An 18,510-nucleotide genomic window follows, 5' to 3' on the forward strand; every position below is an offset into this window, starting at 1 on the left:
CATGCGAAACAAAAGCGCCAACCCGGGATCGGACCTCCCGCAGCGGAAGTACGAGCACGCGCGTGACGTCGTCCTGCGCGAATACACGACGCGGTCCCAGGCTTCCGCGGCACTGGCCTACGCGTATCTCATCGAATTCGTCGGCCGCGCGGCCGCGACGGGCAGCAGGCAGGCGTGGGAAAAGGCCTGGTCCCAAAGAGATCTGTGCCAGAGGCAGTTGTGGGCCGGCCACCGGCCGAACGCGGCGTCGCATGTGAAGATCCTCGATCCGCTGCGTCCCCTGCTGCTCTTCCAGGAGACGGACACCGTCCGCCTGCCGCGTGCTCTCGCACCGGCGGTGGTGCGGCTGACCCGCACGCCACACGGGGCCATCAGGTTCAAGGAGCACTATCTGTACGTGCTCACCCCGGGGAACGACATCCTGGTCCATCCGGTGCCCGTCCCGGCCCGGGACCTTTTGTTCCCCTGGCCCCGCGCGCACTTCAACGGCGTACGCCATCCGCACCTGTCCCCCGGCGGAGCGCCGGTCGTGTCGGCGGGCGAGCTGTGCCTGTTCGGCGATGACGACGGTGTGTCCGCCGTCGTCTTCAACACCAGGTCCGGCCACTACCACCCCCCGCCCATCAGCGCGCTGGGGATGCACGATGCCTGCCGGGAGACCTTCGGCCTGGAGTCGGACCGCATCCTGTTCCTCACCATGGGCCCGTCTCCCGGGGACGCCTGCCATGGCGGGTGACCCCGCCCGGGGCCGGGCGACCGGCATGGACAGGCCGGCATGGACAGGCCGGCGGGGTACGCTCCTCGCCGGCCCGATGCCGGCGGCTACCACTGACCGCCCGGTGTGCCTGCCTCCCGTCGCGTGCCTCCCTGCTCGTGCTGCCGGTAGTTGGCGGCGAACGCCAGCGCGCCGAGGCCGAACAGGAAGATGATCGCCCCGGTGACCACGTTGTCCCAGATCGTCGCCGTGGTCGCCGGCCGGCCGCTGATCACCCACGGAGCGATGATCGTCCAGACGCCGAGCACCGGCACCACCCAGCTCATGCCGTACGTGCGGCCGAAGGCGGACGCGCAGCCCATCGCGAGCGCGGCGACCGTCAGCCCGACGATCAGGTTGTTGATCGCCAGACCGCCGAAACCGCTGAATCCCACGATCCACGGCGAGATGGCAAGGTAGAGCCCGGCGAGGAACGTCACTCCATCCATGACCTGAGCCGGAACGGTCGATCCCGCGCGGTCGTACGTCTCGCGCAGTTCCGTCACGTCCGGGCGGTGTGCCAGACCTGGTCGCACCATGTCGCGTCACCTCTTCTCCCAGACGGGCCGGGCCGATGACCCGGACCCCTCGCTTGCATCATGCAACGCCGCAGGTGGTGAAGGGGAGGTCACGAGATGCGCAGGAAACAGATGGACGACATCTGTCACTCCGATGTCCCCGCGCCGGCCAGCGCCCGGGCCGTGTTCACGATGGAGACGTGGCTGTACGCCTGGGGGAAGTTGCCGGTGAGACGTCCCTCGCGTACGTCGTATTCCTCCGACAGCAGGCCGACGTCGTTGCGCAGGGACAGCAGGCGCTCGAACAGGCGCCGCGACCGTTCGCGGCGGCCGATCAGGGCGAGCGCGTGGGCGAGCCAGAAGGAGCAGGCGATGAAGACGCCCTCCCCGCCCGGCAGGCCGTCCACGTCGTCGGCCTCGGGCCGGTAGCGCAGGACGAGCCCGTCCTCCGTCAGCTCTCGGCACACGGCGTCGACGGTGCCCGCCACACGTGGGTCGTCCAGGGGCAGGAAGCCGAGCCGGGGAATGAGCAGCAGCGCGGCGTCGAGCCCCTTCGACCCGTAGAACTGGGTGAAGGTGTTGCGGCAGGCGTCGTAGCCGTGCGCGCACACGTCCCGGTGGATCTCCTCACGCAGGGCGCGCCACCGGCGGACGGGACCGTCGAGGCCCTGCGCCTCGACCGAGCGGACCATGCGGTCGGCCGCCACCCAGGCGAAGACCTTGGAATGGACGAAGTCGCGGCGCGGGCCGCGCACCTCCCACAGCCCGTTGTCGGGCTCCCGCCACGCCCCCTCCAGATACTCCATGAGCTCGCGCTGCAGGTCCCAGACATCCTCGTCCGGCCGCAGGCCCGCCTGTCTGGCCTGGTAAAGGCACTCGATCACCTCGCCGTACACGTCGAGCTGGAACTGCCCCGAGGCGGCGTTGCCGATCCGCACCGGCCGCGATCCCTCGTATCCCTGCAGCCAGTCGGCGGTCCACTCGGGCATGTGCCTGCTGCCGTCGAGCGTGTACATGATCTGCAGGTCGGCGGGGTCCCCGGCGACGGCCCGCAGCAGCCAGTCGCGCCAGGCCGTCGCCTCGTCCGCGTACCCCGCGCCGATCAGCGCCCGCAGCGTGAACGACGCGTCCCGCAGCCAGCTGTAGCGGTAGTCCCAGTTGCGCGGGCCGCCGATCCGCTCCGGCAGCGAGGTCGTGGCCGCCGCGACGACGCCGCCCGTGGGGGCGTACGTGAGGGCCTTGAGCGCGAGGAGGCTGCTGCCCACGGCCTCGCCGTACTCCCCGTGATAGCGGCACCGGCCGAGCCACCGCCTCCACCGCCGGTCGGTGGCGGCCAGCTCCTCGTCCGCGTCCAGCCGCCGCGGCCGGCCCTGCCACGACTGCTGCCAGGTGAGCACGAACGGCACCCGGTCGCCCGCCGACACGGCGAAGGAGGCGGTCGTCCCCCGGAGACGGGAGTCGTGGGCGAGCTCGACGGGCGACTGGAGCCAGGCGGCGTTGGGGCCGGCGACGACGGCCAGCTCCCCCTCGCGGTGCCGCACCCAGGGGATCACCGCGCCGTATTCGAAGCGCAGCAGCAGCTCCGTGCGCATGTCCACCCGGCCCCGCACGCCCTCCACGATCCGTACGAGGTCGGGCGCCTCCCCGCGCGGCGGCATGAAGTCGAGGACCCGCACGCACCCGCTGGGCCTGTCCCAGGTCGTCTCCAGGACCAGCGTGCCGTCGCGGTAGCGGCGGCGGGTGCACGTTCCCCCGCCCGCCGGGGCCAGCAGCCAGCGGCCCGCCGCGCGGCCGCCCAGGAGCGCCGCGAAGCAGGCTCCGGAGTCGAAGCGCGGCAGGCACAGCCAGTCCACGGAGCCGTCGCGGCCGACCAGGGCGGCCGTGTGCATGTCGCCGATGAGCGCGTAGTCCTCGATGCGCATCGTTGTCCCCCGTGATCCCCGGACATACCCGGTCACGAGGGGACGAACCGGTCGGCTAGCGGACGTACCGCTCGACGAACTCGTTGGCGAAGACGCCGCGCGGGTCGTAGTGCCGCGCCAGCGCCGCGAACTCGTCCAGGCGCTCGTAGCGGGTGCGCAGGACGTCCGCGGGGAGGGTGAACAGCTTCCCCCAGTGAGGCCGCGCGCCGAACGGCGCCAGGCGCTCCTCGATCGCGGTGAGCACGGGCGTCACGGCGGCGGTGTCCTTGATCCACGTGAAGTGGAAGGCCACGGTGTCGCGGCCCTGGCTCGGGCTCAGCCACAGGTCGTCGCCGGCGATCGTGCGGATCTCGGAGATCTGCAGGACCGGCGCGATGCGGTCGCGGATCGCGTCGAGGGCGCGGAAGGCCGCCGACGCGTGCTGCCGGGGCACCATGTACTCCGACTGGAGCTCCTCGCCGCTGCTGGGCGTGAAGTCGGGCCGGAAGTGCGGCAGGCGCTCGAACCAGGGGCCGGGGACGCCCAGCTGGGCCGTGCAGTGCACCGCCGACACGCCGGGCACGGGGTGCCGCGGGCCGTCGGCGGGCGCCGCCCCGAAGAAGCCGCCGCCCGGCTCGTGAAAGCCCTCGGCGGCGTCCGCGCCGACTCGTTCCTTGACCCAGGCCTGGTTGATCCGCGAGGTCCGCCAGTCGGTGAACAGGCTGACGCTGTACGCGGCGGACATGACGGCGTCGAACCGGTCGTCCAGCACCTCGGCCGGCAGTCCCTCGAACACCCGCTGGCGGACGTCGAACGACGGCACGACGTCGAGCGTCATGGCCACGACGACGCCGAGGGCGCCCAGGGCGACGACGGCCCCGGCGAACCGGTCGCCGTCCGCGTCGCGGCTCAGCGTGACGAGCTCGCCCTCCGCGGTCACCATCTCGATCGCTCGTACGGAGGTGGCCAGGCCGCCGTTGGCGTCGCCCGAGCCGTGGGTGCCGGTCGCGCAGGAGCCCGCGACCGAGATGTGCGGCAGCGACGCGAGGTTGGGCAGGGCGTAGCCCTTCTCGTGCAGACGGCGGCCCAGCTCGGCGTACCGGACGTTCGCGGCGACCCGCACCGTGGACGACCCGCCGTCGATCTCGATCTCCGGTGGCAGCGCGTCGAGCGAGATCAGCGCGCCCGGGGAGTCGGCGATGTGGTTGAAGGAGTGTCCGCTGCCCAGCACGCGGGCCTTCTCGCTGCGCGCCACCAGGGCGCGCAGTTCCTCGACTGAGGAGGGCCGCTCGACCTCAGCGGCCCGGAAGGTGATGTTGCCCGCCCAGTTTGTCACCAATTGAGTCACAAGGGAGTTCTACCGGAACATCACGCTCAGGCGCTCCCCCGCGTGCGGTTCACCTTCCCGGCGACGGGCCGGCGCCTCCGCCCCTGCGCCTCCGCCCTGCGCCTCCTCCCTGCGCCTGCGGTCAGGCGCCGCGGCCGGGGACGCTGGCGAGGTACCAGTCGACGATCTTGAGCCGCTCGTCGGCCAGTCTGGCCTCCACCTCGGCCTGGGTCTTCGGCGCGCCCAGCAGCACGTCGTCGCCCGGACGCCAGTTGGCCGGGCAGGAGACGCCGTCGCGGTCGGACGTCTGCAGCGCGTCCACGAGCCTGAGGATCTCGGGGATCATCCGCCCCGCGTTCATCGGGTAGTAGAGGATCGCGCGGACGACCGACTGCGGGTCGATCACGAACACCGCGCGGACCGCCGCCGTCGTCGACATGTTCGGGTGGAGCATGCCGTACGCCCGGGACACCCGCGTGTCGAGGTCGGCGATGACCGGGAAGGGGATCTTCACGCCGAACTTCTCCTCGATCGCCCGCGTCCAGGCGAGGTGGCTGTACACGGAGTCGACGGAGTTGGCGAGCAGGGCGACGTCGCGGGCGGCGAACGCGTCGGCCAGCTCGGCGAACGCGACGAACTCGGTGGTGCACACCGGGGTGAAGTCGGCCGGATGGCTGAACAGCACCAGCCACCGCCCGGCGTAGTCGGCGAGCCGGACCGGCCCGTGGGTGCTCTCGGCCTCGAAGTCCGGCGCCCTGTCGCCGATGAGCGGCAGCCGGGCGGGCTCCGCCCCGGGTCCCGCCGAGGGCGCGGCCGAGGGTCCCGCCGAGGGCGCGGCCGAGGGTCCCGCCGAGGGTGCCGCCGAGGGTGCCGCCGAGGGTGCCGCCGAGGGTGCCGCCGAGGGTGCCGCCGAGGGTGCCGCCGAGGGTGCCGACGGTGTCGCCGCGGGCACCGCAGAGGTCACGGCAGAAGTCATGGTCGCTTCCTTTCCGCGTCACGCCGCCAGGAGCGGGGCCGCCGCGAAATGCCGCCGCGTATGGCCCACGGCGGGCGGTCGGCGCTCTCCTCGTGGCCCGGCGCGTCCTCCAGCTCGTCGTCAACCGCATCGTCAACCACGTCGTCCATGGGTGCCCGTACCCGCGGAGACCAGCCGCGACCACGACCGTTTCACCCCGATTCGGTAATGCCGCGGGCCACGAGGTCCGGGCGGGAATGAACGAGGAACGAACAGGGGGACGCCATGCCGACGACCGAGGTCAGCCATCCGCTCTTCGCCCGCTTCTACACGTGGTTCAGCCATGTGCTCGACCGGCAGGGCATGATCGGGCAGCGCGCGGCGCTGGTGTCGGGGCTGTCGGGCCGGGTGATCGAGGTCGGCGCGGGCAACGGGCTCAACTTCGTCCACTATCCGCCGTCCGTCGCCGGTGTGCTGGCCGTCGAGCCCGAGCCGCGGCTGCGGGCGGCCGCCCGTCAGGCGGCCCGTGACGCGCCGGCGCGGATCGAGCTGGTCAGCGGCCTGGCCGACCGGCTCCCGGCCGCCGACGGGGAGTTCGACGCGGCGGTGGTGTCGTTCGTGCTGTGCTCGCTGCCCGACCCCGTCGCCGGACTGCGGGAGATCCGCCGCGTGCTGGCCCCCGGCGGGCGGCTGCGGTTCCTCGAACACGTCCGCGCCTGGTCCACGGGCTGGGCCAGGACGCAGGACCTGCTGGACGCGACCGTGTGGCCGCGCCTGACCGGCGGCTGCCACACGGGCCGCGACAGCGTGACGGCCGTCGAGGCGGCGGGCTTCACCGTGGGGTCGCTGGAGCGCTTCGTCTTCCCCGGCCGCGCCTGCAGCCCCATCTCCTTCTGCGTACGCGGCGAGGCCCGGCCCTGACTCGGGCTCAGGCCGTGTCCGGGCGGCTCGCCATGGCGTCGTACCGGCGGAAGGCGGCCACGCCGAACCCGGTCACCAGGACCAGCAGGGCGCACACGAGGCCGCCGCCCGCCCACGAGGGCACCAGCCCGAAGGCGTCGGCGGTGGCGCCCGCCCGCAGGTCACCGAGCCGGGGCCCGCCCGCGACGACGACCATGAACACCCCCTGCAGGCGTCCCCGCATCTCGTCGGGCGCGTAGGTCTGCAGGATCGTCTGCCGCCAGACGGCGGAGGCGAGGTCGGTCGCCCCGCCGATCGCCAGCAGCGCCACGACCAGCCACAACGGCTGGGCCAGCGCCGCGGCGGCCACCGTCACGCCCCACAGGGCGATCACGAGCGTGAGCGCCACCCCCTGGCGGCGTACGCGGCCGACCCAGCCGGAGAAGACGCCGGCGACGACCGCCCCGATGGCGATGCTCGCCGACAGCCAGCCGAACGCCACCGCGGACCCGCCGAAGCGCTCGGCCGCCATCTCCGGGAACAGCGCCCTCGGCATCGCGAACGCCATCGCGATGATGTCCACCACGAACGACATGAACACGACGGGCTTGCTCACCACGTATTTGAGCCCGTCGACCACCGAGCGCAGGCCCGGCCGGGAGATCTCACCGACGGGTGTCAGCGTCGGCAGCCGTACGGCCGCGTAGAAGCCGGCGCCGAACAGGATCGCGTCGATGAGGTACGCGGCGGCGTAGCCGCCCTTGGCGAGCACCACCCCGGCCAGCAGCGGCCCGACCACCGTGCCGATGCTGCTGACCAGGAAGTTGAGGGTGTTGGCCGCGGGAACCCGCTCGGTGGGCACGATGCGGGGGATGATCGCCCCGCGCGTGGCCGAGGTGACGGCGAAGCCGACCGACTGCAGGGCGATGACGGCGAGGATGAGATAGACGCTGCCGATTCCCGACCAGGCGTGCAGCAGCAGGGCGACGGTGGACAGCCAGGCCACCACCGAGCCGGCCAGCAGGAGCCGGCGGCGGTCCATCGCGTCGGCGACCGCGCCGCCCCACAGGCCGAAGACGACGAGCGGCACGAGGCTCACCGGCCCGAGCAGGCCGACCCACAGGGACGACCCCGTGATGCTGTACACCTGCCCGCTCACGGCCACCGAGGTGAGCTGGAACCCGATGAAGGAGACGCCCTGCCCCACCAGCAGCCGCCGGTACGCGGCGATGCTCAGGGGCCTTGTGTCGAGGGCGACACGCTTCAGAACTGCTTGTACCCCCGCCACCCTCTACCTCGCCGATCTGGGCATATGCAACATTTTGGGTACTTTACCCTGATCACTTACCGTGACCATGACCGGAGTCCAGGAAAGGAGCAGGCCGGAAACCTCCCGTGCCTGGGTCGCCTCCGGCAGCGGAACGAGCGACGTGACGTTCGCCGAACATGCCGATCCCCCAAAAGATTTCGGTAAAATTCCGAATGTTTCTGCCCCGAAGGGGCCCCTCGGTCCGAACGGCCCACCCGGTGACGCGCTCCGCGCGACGCCCGTGCAGGACGGCGAACCCGGCCGGCGTGACCGCCCCCGCGCGCCACGTCCCGGCAAAGGAACGCCAACGCCGAAATTTCTGTCTGTGTTCCGAAACTTCAGGTGACGAATGTCACGCCACGAGCGGAGCGGTGCTGCCGCGTACGACGAGGCCGGTGGTGAGCTCGATGCGGTTCTGCACCGGAGACTCCCCCCGGGCGATGGCGACGACCATGGCCGTGGCGGCGGCGGCCATCTCGGCCAGCGGCTGGCGCACCGTGGTCAGCGCGGGGATGAGCCACTGCGCCATCGGCAGGTCGTCGAAGCCGACCACGCTCAGCTCGTCGGGGATGCGCAGGCCCATCTCGTGGGCCGCCTGGTAGACGCCCATGGCCTGCGCGTCGTTGAAGGCGAAAACGGCGGTCGGGGGCCGGGGCATCGCGAGCAGGGAGCGGGCGTGCGCCAGGCCGTCCTCGGCGCTGAAGTCGCCCTGCCTGACGAGCTGCGGGTCCGTCGGCACGCCGGCGGCGTCCATGGCGGCGCGGAACCCGTCGAGCCGGGCGCGGCTGGAGAGAGCGTGGGCGGGGCCGGTGATGAGCCCGATACGCCGATGTCCCAGCTCGAGCAGGTGACGCGCGGCCGACAGGCCGCCGCTCCAGTTGCCCGCGCCGACCGAGGGCAGCTCGTGCCCGGGGTCGCCGGTGGGATCGACCAGCACCACGGGGATGTCGCGGGTTTTGAACTGCTCGTGCTGGGCCTTGGTGAGGCCGGAGAAGACCACGATCACGCCGTGGGGACGGCGGCCGATCACCCCTTCGATCCAGCCCGTGGCGGGAGGGTGGTGGTCCTCCTGCAGCGAGGACACGACCACCGCGAGGCCGTGCTCGCGCGCCACGTGCTCGACCCCCTTGATGACCTCCATCGCGTACGCGCCCTCCAGCTCGTTGAAGACCAGCTCGATGAGCGGAGCGGCGGTGGGGCGTTTCTTCTGCCGGCGGTAGCCGTGCTCGCGGATCAGGTCCTCGACCAGGGCGCGGGTCTCGGGGGCGACCTCCGACCTGCCGTTGACGACTTTGGAGACGGTCGCGGGCGACACCCCAGCCAGCTCGGCGATCTGGGCGATGGTCAGCGGCCGGGAGGGGGTGCGGTCGGGGGGTGTCGGCTCCCTGGTCGTCGTCATGGCCGCAGTGTAGCCCGAACTTTCGGACATTCGGCCGAATGTTTCGGATGTCTCATTGCCGGATCCTTGACGGCTTCCGGAGCACCGGCCTAGAGTCCACATAAACTATCGGTCCTGATTCGGAAACTTTCGGACCGCAGTCAGACGACAGCTCGGATCAGACGACAGCTCGGATCAGCAGGGGGCGCTCGATGCGGTTGCTCGCGTACCGACGTCTGCCTCCGCTGCGACGCGGAGACGGCCGGGCCGATCGTCACCTGGGTCCCGTACGGCGTCTTCCGGGGCCGAGGCCCACGCGACGGATCGACAAGCAAGGGATGTCATGACATTCGTAGACGCGCCGGGGCTCGCGCCCTGGCGGGACGGCGACCGGCCTCTCGACGAGCGCGTGGAGGCGCTGCTGGCCGAGATGACGCTGGAGGAGAAGGTCGCCCAGCTCGGATCGGTGTGGGTCGACATCTCACCCGCCGGCTCGGAGGCGGCGGGTGGCAACGTCGCGCCGCTCCAGGACCTGTTCATGAAGGACGGCGCGGACCTCGCCGACCGGATGCGCGACGGGGTCGGCCACCTGACCCGCGTGTACGGCACCGCCCCGGTGAGCCCGGCGGAGGGGGCGGCCGGGCTGCGCAAGCTGCAGGAGCAGGTGGTCGCGGCCAACCGGTTCGGCATCCCCGCCATCGCGCACGAGGAGTGCCTGACCGGGTTCGCCACCTACGGCGCGACCGCCTATCCCACCCCGCTGGCCTGGGCCGCGACCTTCGATCCCGGGCTCGTGGAGCGGATGGCCCGGGCCATCGGCGACGACCTGCGCGCCGTCGGCGTCCACCAGGGCCTGTCGCCGGTCCTCGACGTGGTCCGCGACTACCGCTGGGGCCGGGTCGAGGAGACGCTCGGCGAGGACCCCTACCTGGTGGGACAGCTCGGCGCGGCCTACGTGCGCGGCCTGGAGAACGCCGGGATCATCGCGACGCTCAAGCACTTCGCCGGATACGCCGCCTCCCGGGCCGGCCGCAACCACGCCCCGGTCAGCATCGGCCCCCGCGAGATGGCCGACGTCATCCTCCCGCCGTTCGAGACGGCCATCCGCGAGGGCGGCGCCCGCTCCATCATGAACTCCTACACCGACATCGACGGCGTGCCGGTCGCCGCCAGCACCGCCCTGCTGCGCGGGGTGCTGCGCGACCAGTGGGGATTCGACGGCACGGTCGTGGCCGACTACTGGGCGGTGCCGTTCCTCGCCATGAACCACCACGTCGCAGCCGACGAGGCGCACGCCGGTGCGATCGCGCTGCGCGCGGGCATCGACGTCGAGCTGCCCGAGACGGTCGGCTACGGCTCGCGCCTGGTCGAGCAGGTGCGCAGCGGCAACGTGGAGGAGGCCCTGGTCGACGAGGCCGTACGCCGGGTGCTGCGGCAGAAGATCGAGCTCGGCCTGCTCGACGACGGCCCCCTCGTGCCGGAGGACGCCGGCGAGGCCGACCTGGACAGCCCTCGCAACCGCGACCTTGCCCGCACGGTGGCGGAACGCTCCGTCGTGCTGCTGAGCAACCCTGCCGGCGCGCTGCCGCTGGCCTCCGGGACGACCGCCCGCATCGCCGTCATCGGCCCGTGCGCCGACGACCCGCAGACCCTGCTCGGCTGCTACGCCTTCCCCAACCACGTGCTCGGCCGTTTCCCCGGCCACGGCATGGGCCTGCCCGTCTCCCCCGTCCTCGACCTCCTGCGGGCCGAGTTCCCCGACGCCGGCCTGGACTTCGCCCGGGGCGCCGACGTGTCGGGCGACGACACCTCGGGCATCGCCGAGGCCGCCGCCCTGGCCGGGCGGTCCGACCTCGCCCTGCTGTTCGTCGGCGACCGGGCCGGGCTGTTCGGCAACGGCACCTCCGGCGAGGGCTGCGACGCCGCTCACCTCGCCCTGCCCGGCGTGCAGCCGGAACTGGTCGAGGCGGTCCTGGCCACCGGCACGCCGACCGTGCTCGTCGTGGTGTCCGGCCGCCCGTACGCGATCGGCGCCTACGCCGAGCGCACCGCCGCCACGGTCCAGGCGTTCCTGCCGGGCGTGGAGGGCGGCGCGGCGATCGCGGGCGTGCTCAGCGGCCGGGTCGAGCCCTCGGGCCGCCTGCCCGTCCAGATCCCCGGCTCGCCCTTCGTCAACCCCTCCACCTATCTGCAGCCGCCTCTCGGACTGCACAGCGAGGGGATCTCCGTGTCCGACCCGACCCCGGCCTTCCCCTTCGGCCACGGGCTGTCGTACACGACCGTCGCGTACGACGGGCTGACGACCTCGACGGAGCGGTGCCCCACGGACGGCACGGTCGAGGCGCGGGTGACCGTCACCAACACCGGCTCCAGGCCGGCGGAGGAGGTCGTGCAGCTGTACGCCTCCGACCCGGTGGCGCAGGTGGCCCGCCCCGTCGCGCAGCTCGTCGGCTTCGCCCGGGTGCCGCTCGCGCCGGGGCAGACCCGCGAGGTGGTCTTCGAGGTCCCCACCGACGCCTTCTCCTACACCGATCCCGGTCTGCGCAGGATCGTCGAGCCGGGCGTCATCGCGCTCACCGCCGGTCCGTCCGCCGCCGACCGTCCGCTGCGGACCGACATCCTGCTGACCGGCGACACCGTCGTGCTCGGCGGGGCCCGGCGGCTCACCACGCACGCGCGGGTGCAGGAACCGGCCTCCTGACCGTGACAGGCGCCGCGGCGGGCGGACCGGCCGCCCGCCGCGGCGCCGTCACGTCCGCCTGTCCTCCGCCGCCGGGAAGATCCCGCCGCGCCGCCGCTGCTCCCTTCCGGGGCAGGAAACACTGTTGAACTCTCCCCGTGAAGGAAAGGAGCTCCCGATGGCCCGGACCGACCTCGACGCGCTCACGCTGAACGCGCTCACCCTGGAGCAGAGGGCCTCGCTGCTGTCGGGCCGGGACTTCTGGACGACCAAGGCTCTCGAGGAGGCCGGGATTCCGTCCATCACGCTGTGCGACGGACCGCACGGCGTGCGCCGCGAGGCCGGCGGCTCCGACCACCTCGGCCTGAACGAGAGCATCCCCGCCACCTGCTTCCCGCCCGCGGTCGCGGTGGGGTCGAGCTGGGACCCCGAGGTGGCCGCGCGGATCGGCGCCGCGGTCGGCCGGGAGGGCCGGGCCCTCGGCGTGGCGGTCGTGCTCGGCCCCGGCGTGAACATCAAGCGCTCGCCGCTGTGCGGGCGCAACTTCGAGTACTACTCGGAAGACCCCCTGCTCTCGGGCGTGCTGGCGGCGGCGCACGTCAACGCGCTGCAGGCCGAGGGTCCCGGCGCGTCGGTCAAGCACTTCGCCGCCAACAACCAGGAGACCGAGCGCATGCGGGTCAGCGCCGACGTGGACGAGCGCACGCTGCGTGAGATCTACTTCCCCGCGTTCGAGCGGGTGGTCACCCAGGCCAGGCCCGCCACCGTGATGTGCTCCTACAACCGCGTCAACGGCGTGCACGCCTCGCAGAACCGGTGGCTGCTCACCGACGTCCTGCGCCGCGAGTGGGGCTTCACCGGCGTGGTCGTCTCCGACTGGGGCGCGGTGCAGGACCGCGTCGCCGCGCTGGCCGCGGGCCTCGACCTCGAAATGCCGGGCACCGGCGGCGCGAGCGACCGGCGCATCGTGGACGCCGTCCGCGCGGGCGAGCTCGACGAGGCCGTGGTGAACGCGAGCGTGCGCCGCGTCGTCGCGCTCACCCGGCGCCACGGCGGCGTCTCCGGCGCGTTCGACGCCGACGCCCATCACGCGCTCGCCCGCGAGCTGGCCGCCGAATGCGCCGTGCTGCTCAAGAACGAGAACGGCACGCTCCCCCTCTCGGCGGAGGCCCGCATCGCCGTGATCGGCGAGTTCGCCGCCAAGCCGCGGTTCCAGGGCGGCGGCAGCTCCCACATCAACGCCACGCGGGTCGACGCGGCGCTCGACGCGATCCGCGCCCACGCCCCGGACGTCGCCTACGCCCAGGGGTTCACCCTGGACGGATCGGGCGACGCGCGGGAGCTTCGCGAGGCGGCGGCCGAGACCGCGGCGTCCGCCGACGTCGCGATCGTCTTCGCCGGCCTGGGCGAGCGGGAGGAGTCGGAGGGCTTCGACCGGGAGACCATCGACCTGCCGGCCGTCCAGGTCGAGCTGATCCGCGCGGTCGCCGCGGCGGCCCGCCGTACGGTGATCGTCCTGTCCAACGGCGGCGTCGTGTCCCTGGAGGGCTGGCACGACGACGTGGACGCCGTGCTGGAGGGCTGGCTGCTCGGCCAGGCGGGCGGCTCGGCCGTCGCCGACCTCCTCTTCGGCGTCGTGAACCCCTCCGGACGCCTCGCCGAGAGCATCCCGATGCGGCTGCAGGACACGCCGAGCTACCTCAACTTCCCCGGCGAGGCCGGGCACGTGCGCTACGGCGAGGGCGTCATGGTCGGCTACCGCTACTACGAGACGGTCGAGCTGCCCGTGCGCTACCCCTTCGGCCACGGCCTGAGCTACACGACGTTCGCGACCGACAGCCTCACCGTCACCCGCACGGGCGACGACAGGGCGACCGTCACCGTGCGGGTGACCAACACCGGCGACCGGGCGGGCAAGCACGTGGTGCAGGTCTACGTGTCAACCACCGCAGGCCCCGTACGGCGGCCCGCCCGGGAGCTGCGGGCCTTCACGAAGGTCTCCCTCGCCCCCGGCGAGTCGCGCCTGGTCACGCTCCACCTCGACCGGCGGGCGTTCGCCTACTACGACGTCCGGCTCGGCCGGTGGGTCGTCGCGCCGGGCGACTACACGATCCAGATCGGCGAGAACGCCTCGTCCGTCGTGGCCGAGACCACGATCAGCCTCGGCGGTGACACCGTCGTCCCCGTGGTCTCACTCGACTCGACGCTCGGCGAGTGGCTCTCCCACCCGCTCGCCGGGCCCGCCCTCCTGCGGGTGCTCACCGGCGGGAAGAGCGCCCGGCCCGAGGAGGACGACGAGAACGGGCTGCGGATGGCCTCGTCGATGCCGATGGGACGGTTCCTGTCCTTCGCCGGCATCGACATTCCCCACGCGACCCTGCGGGAGCTGGTCGCCCTGGGCGGGTCGGACGGCCCGGCGGCCTGAGCCGCCGGCATTTCCGGCGCATTTTGGGATTTATGCCACCGACAAATCGCCTTTCCGGATGTGACAACCGAATATCGATAATGAACCGTTGACAGGATCGCACCGTATAGGGACGATCCAGATAATCCTCCGCATCTCAGGCGCAGGGCTCGTAGCACCACACCTCGATAAGTGCCGCATCAGGCCGAGAATCGGTACGGGAGAGTGCGATGGACGAGATGGTGCTCCGAGCACAACGGTTCATCAATTCGATCTACGGCAACGTGCCCGGCATCACCAAGGTCGCGGAAGACGGCATAACCGGCTGGTCGACGATGCGCGCGCTGACCCGATGCCTGCAACACGAGCTGGGCGGCACCGCGCTGTCCGACAATTTCGGGCCGACCACCATGTCCACCCTCCAGAGCACGTGGCCGTCCGTCGGTCCCGGCACCGGGGCACCGGCGAACCTGGTCCGGATCATCCAGTCGGGGTTGTACTGCAAGGGCTATGACGGCGGAGGAATCGACGGGATCTTCAATGATCATGTCGCCGCCGCCGTTCAAAAGCTCAAGTCCGACGCGGGCGTGAGCGGCGTATATCCGGGCGCCGATGTGGTGCCGAAGGTGTTCAAGGCGCTGCTGAACATGGACGCTTACGTCGTCGTCAGCGGTGGAAACCCCGTTGTCCGCTCGATCCAGCAGTGGATGAACGCTCGCTATGTGAATCGCACCGGCTTCTTCATCGTCCCCTGTGACGGATATTTCTCCAGGGACGTCCAGAAGGCATTGATGCTGGCCGTCCAGTTCGAGCTGGGGATGAGCGATTCCGAGGCCACCGGAGTGTTCGGGCCCGCCACCCAGGCCGGTCTCAAGGCCAACACCCTCTCCGTTGGCTCCTCCGGCCCCTGGGTGCGGCTGTTCTCCGCTGCGATGGTGTTCAACAGGCGTGACGGCGTCACCTTCACCGGCACCTTCGATTCCCAGCTGTCCACACAGGTCAGACGATTTCAGACTTTCGTCAAGTTACCCGTCACCGGCAAGGGGGATTTCCAGACCTGGGCCTCCCTGCTCGTCTCCACCGGAGACGCGACCCGTAAAGGCAGCGCCTTCGACTGCGTGACGGAGATCACCCCGGCGCGCGCCGACGCGCTCAAAGCCGCCGGCTACCGCATCGCGGGCCGCTACCTGTGCAACGTGCCGGACACCACGTTGAACAAGATGATCCAGCCGGGCGAGCTCGCGGTGCTGGCCGAGAAGGGCCTGCGCGTCTTCCCCATCTACCAGACCTCGGGTAGATCCGTCGATTACTTCGGGTACGCCCAGGGCGTCATCGACGCACTCGCCGCGATCGAGTGGGCCCGCCGCCACGGATTCAGATCCGGCACGCGGATCTATTTCGCCGTGGATTTCGACGCGCTGGACCATCAGGTGACGTCGAATGTCATTCCGCACTTCCGCGGAATCGCGAACACGATGAACGAGCACGCCAGAGGCTACAAGGTCGGCATCTACGGACCCCGCAACGTCTGCAGCCGGGTCAGTGCCATGGGCCTGACGTCGGCGAGCTTCGTCTCCGACATGTCCTCGGGATATTCCGGCAACCTCGGCTACCCCATGCCCGCCGACTGGGCGTTCGACCAGATCGCCACGATCACCGTCGGCTCGGGTGCGGGGAAGATCGAGATTGACAACAACATCGCCTCGGGTCTCGACGAGGGTCAGAGCAGATTCGACCCCGGCACGGTCGCGGCCGGCCTCGACGTCGACTTCGACATGAGCAAGAAGGGCGCACTGCTCCAGGACGTACGGAACTACCTGACGAGCATCGGCGTCCCGGAGGCAGGTGGCAGCGATCTGTTCGACAAGGACAACGCCACCCTGGGCTGCAACACCACGACCAAGGCGTTCGACATCACGCTGACCCACGACAAGCTGATCAGCGGTCTGGCGCGCCGTCTGAAGATGCGCAAGGCGCTGATCCAGGCCCCGATCCTGTGGGAGATCCGCAAATGGAATCCCGCGGACCTGGCGGCCGACAAACTCGTGCGAAGTCACTACACCGGCGGCCCGATCGGCACGAACGACTGCAGCACCGGGCTGGCGCAGATCTTCGCCGCGACGGCGATCAAAGCCCGCAATCACGCGATCCAGAAGGGCATCATCAGCGGCGCCATCCTGGACCCCGCCGACGAGACCGACCTCTGGGCGGTCTGGCAGAAGCTGCAGGACCCTTCGTACAACATCACCACCGTGGCGTACGTCCACATCTGGGGAGCCGCCGAGATAGGCGTCGCGCGCCCCGGCCTCGCCACCGGCGATGACAACACCCGCAGGATTCTGGCGCGATACAACGGCGTCAACGCCGCCGCCGAGAAGTACGGCCACGAGCTTCTCGGCCTCTACAAGGTGTTCGAGAAGCACAACGCGCCCCTCCGCACCCTCTAGGCCCGACCCGGCTCGGCACGATCGACGGCGTCGTCTTCCTTGAAGGGACTGTACAAACAACGGTGTAACTCCTGATCAAGGAGACACCTGTGACGAGTACGGTGATCCAGCAGTCTGAGGCGCTGGACCTGGAGGACACCGCGGTGGCGCGGAAAGAGCATGAGGCGTCGGATCGTGAGCTGGTGGCCCGCCTGGTCGGCCAGGCCCGCGCCGACCTGAGTTGGCTCAATTTAGTGCGCACCTTCGGGGCTGCGGATCCGCTTGAGGGCGTTGCGTAGGTCGGTGGGCAGAGGGTCGGCGGCGGTCAGGACGTGGTTGCCGGCTTGGATTCGGACGGTGCGATAGCGGCGGGCGGTGCGGACGAACTTCTTGATCGACCATCCGGTCCGTGCCTCGATCCACCGGCCGACCGCCAGGGCGGCGAACACGATCGTCAGGTGCGCGTCGATGGACTCGCGTTTGTGGTGGTAGATCGGCCGTGCTTTGAGGTCGTGCTTGCTCATCCGGAAGGACTTTTCGATCTCGAACAGCCGATGGTAGGAGCTGATGACGAACTCGGCGGTGATGGGCGTCCCGTCCGGGCAGGCGGCGAGATTGGTGATGTAGCCCTTGAGCCCGGCCAGGGCCTTGGCCTTGTCCACCAGCTCGGTGTTGACGCTCTTGGTAGCGCCGGACAGCCTGATGAACCGGTTGCGCTTGACCGGCGCCTGCCCGTCGACGGCGCGCTGGGCCTTGGCGACCTGCTCGTCGATGCCGCGCAGGGTGCGCCGGGCCCGCTCTGCCCGGTACTGGTAGTAGATCATCTGGTCGCGGCGGGGCCGGCTCGATCCCGACGGCCAGGGCTGGATGAAGATGTGCCCGTCGGGGATCGGGGTGCCGGGGTGCTCGCGCCGCCACTGCTTGACCACATACGGCACCTCGGGGATCTTCATGCCGAGGATGAACGACAGCCCAGCGGCTTCGATGGCCTGCTTGTTCGCCTCGGAGATCATCCCGGCGTCGGCCACGATCGTGACGTCCGGCAGGTGGTGGGCCGCCATGAACCCTTCGATCACCGGGAGCATGGTGTGGGTCTCGGCCTTGTTGCCCTCGAAGGCGGTCACCATGAGCGGGAACCCGGAGGAGTCGGTGAGCAGCCCGATCGTGATCTGCGGGTCCAGGCGGCGTTCCTTGGAAAAGCCCGGCTCGCGGAACCCATCCCCGGCGTCGGTCTCGAAGTACAAGGTTGACACGTCGTAGAGGACCAGGCTGGCCGGCCCGAGGCGGGTGTGGGCCGCGCATGCACCGGCCAGGGCCTGGCGCCACTGCGGTGCGGCGTAGTCCGGCAGGCGGCGCTTCACCGTGGCATACGACACCGCATCGATCCCGGCCTCGCCGAGCACGCGCAGGCTGTCGTGCTTGCTCGTCGGTTCGATCACCCGCGCGAGCACCAGCTGCCGGAACACCTCATCGCCCCCGGCCGCGGCAGCAAACCCCAGCGTGTCGTAGGCGCGGGACAGCGCGTCCCACAGGTGTTCCATCCGCGAGCTGACGATCTCCAGCGGCCCGCCCGCCATCGGCCCATCGTCCAGCCCCAGGTCCAGTTCCTGCTGGCCGGCGGCCAGCCGCTGACGCGCCACCGCCCTGAGCGTCTCCAACTCGGCGTCGTCGTGCGCCGACCCGATGTGCTCGATCTCCCGCGATCCGCGGCGGGAGGAGTAGACGATCTGCACCGCCCGGGCGCCTGAGGCCGTCTTCACCGTCCGCACGTACGGAGACACGGCCACCAGGGTAGAGACATGATCGATTTAGTGCGCACTTTTCGCCGTTCCCGACGGGGAACCACGAGGTCAACGCCTCGCGCTCAGCGACAATCTTGAAACGTGAGCCAAGTCAGGTACAAACAACGGTGTAACTCCTGATCAAGGAGACACCTGTGACGAGTACGGTGATCCAGC

At 70.9% G+C, this 18,510-nt stretch carries 13 protein-coding genes; 6 read left to right on the top strand and 7 right to left on the bottom strand.

Going from position 1 to position 18,510, the window contains the following annotated elements:
- Position 1 precedes the first annotated feature (1 nt).
- Positions 2–736 carry a hypothetical protein gene (locus OHB01_RS35505; RefSeq protein WP_147944730.1) on the top strand — a complete coding sequence of 245 codons (735 nt, stop codon included), beginning with the start codon at positions 2–4 and terminating at the stop codon, positions 734–736.
- An 86-nt stretch (positions 737–822) separates the two neighbouring features.
- On the opposite strand, the gene OHB01_RS35510 is transcribed toward OHB01_RS35505, so the two are convergent.
- From OHB01_RS35510 to OHB01_RS35525, 4 genes are all read right to left on the bottom strand, one after another.
- Positions 823–1,293, bottom strand: coding sequence for an SPW repeat protein (locus tag OHB01_RS35510; protein ID WP_142651183.1), 471 nt, complete (start codon positions 1,291–1,293; stop codon positions 823–825).
- Positions 1,294–1,418: 125 nt separating this feature from the next.
- Complete coding sequence (locus OHB01_RS35515) at positions 1,419–3,194, bottom strand: glycoside hydrolase family 15 protein (protein ID WP_328710418.1); 1,776 nt, start codon at positions 3,192–3,194, stop codon at positions 1,419–1,421.
- A gap of 55 nt (positions 3,195–3,249) precedes the next feature.
- Positions 3,250–4,521, bottom strand: coding sequence for a D-arabinono-1,4-lactone oxidase (locus tag OHB01_RS35520; protein ID WP_147944728.1), 1,272 nt, complete (start codon positions 4,519–4,521; stop codon positions 3,250–3,252).
- Between the two features lie 121 nt (positions 4,522–4,642).
- Positions 4,643–5,476, bottom strand: a complete 834-nt coding sequence (locus OHB01_RS35525; RefSeq protein ID WP_328854569.1) for a peroxiredoxin — start codon at positions 5,474–5,476, stop codon at positions 4,643–4,645.
- Between the two features lie 264 nt (positions 5,477–5,740).
- On the opposite strand from OHB01_RS35525, the gene OHB01_RS35530 reads away from it, so the two are divergent.
- Entirely contained in the window at positions 5,741–6,376 is a 636-nt protein-coding gene (locus OHB01_RS35530; RefSeq protein ID WP_142651187.1) for a class I SAM-dependent methyltransferase, read from the top strand.
- Between the two features lie 7 nt (positions 6,377–6,383).
- Here the strand turns inward: OHB01_RS35530 and OHB01_RS35535 are convergent, their stop codons facing one another.
- Positions 6,384–7,643 carry an MFS transporter gene (locus tag OHB01_RS35535; RefSeq protein ID WP_142651188.1) on the bottom strand — a complete coding sequence of 420 codons (1,260 nt, stop codon included), beginning with the start codon at positions 7,641–7,643 and terminating at the stop codon, positions 6,384–6,386.
- Between the two features lie 373 nt (positions 7,644–8,016).
- A complete protein-coding gene (locus OHB01_RS35540) occupies positions 8,017–9,063 on the bottom strand; it encodes a LacI family DNA-binding transcriptional regulator (protein ID WP_142651189.1) in 1,047 nt (348 codons plus the stop codon).
- Positions 9,064–9,385: 322 nt separating this feature from the next.
- Between OHB01_RS35540 and OHB01_RS35545 the strand changes: the two genes are divergently transcribed.
- The 4 genes from OHB01_RS35545 to OHB01_RS35560 all read left to right on the top strand — a co-directional run bounded on the left by OHB01_RS35545 (position 9,386) and on the right by OHB01_RS35560 (position 16,851).
- The gene (locus OHB01_RS35545) at positions 9,386–11,743 is read left to right on the top strand and encodes a glycoside hydrolase family 3 N-terminal domain-containing protein (protein ID WP_328854570.1); all 2,358 of its coding nucleotides are present in this window, start codon (positions 9,386–9,388) and stop codon (positions 11,741–11,743) included.
- Between the two features lie 157 nt (positions 11,744–11,900).
- Entirely contained in the window at positions 11,901–14,147 is a 2,247-nt protein-coding gene (locus OHB01_RS35550; RefSeq protein WP_142651191.1) for a glycoside hydrolase family 3 C-terminal domain-containing protein, read from the top strand.
- A 263-nt stretch (positions 14,148–14,410) separates the two neighbouring features.
- Positions 14,411–16,573, top strand: a complete 2,163-nt coding sequence (locus tag OHB01_RS35555; RefSeq protein WP_261985962.1) for a glycoside hydrolase domain-containing protein — start codon at positions 14,411–14,413, stop codon at positions 16,571–16,573.
- Between the two features lie 89 nt (positions 16,574–16,662).
- Entirely contained in the window at positions 16,663–16,851 is a 189-nt protein-coding gene (locus OHB01_RS35560; protein WP_328854571.1) for a hypothetical protein, read from the top strand.
- On the opposite strand, the gene OHB01_RS35565 is transcribed toward OHB01_RS35560, so the two are convergent.
- Positions 16,804–18,333, bottom strand: a complete 1,530-nt coding sequence (locus OHB01_RS35565) for an IS1634 family transposase (RefSeq protein WP_419197557.1) — start codon at positions 18,331–18,333, stop codon at positions 16,804–16,806. The genes OHB01_RS35560 and OHB01_RS35565 overlap by 48 nt on opposite strands.
- Between the last annotated feature and the right edge of the window lie 177 nt (positions 18,334–18,510).

It is taken from the genome of Microbispora hainanensis, from assembly GCF_036186745.1.
Lineage (GTDB): Bacteria > Actinomycetota > Actinomycetes > Streptosporangiales > Streptosporangiaceae > Microbispora.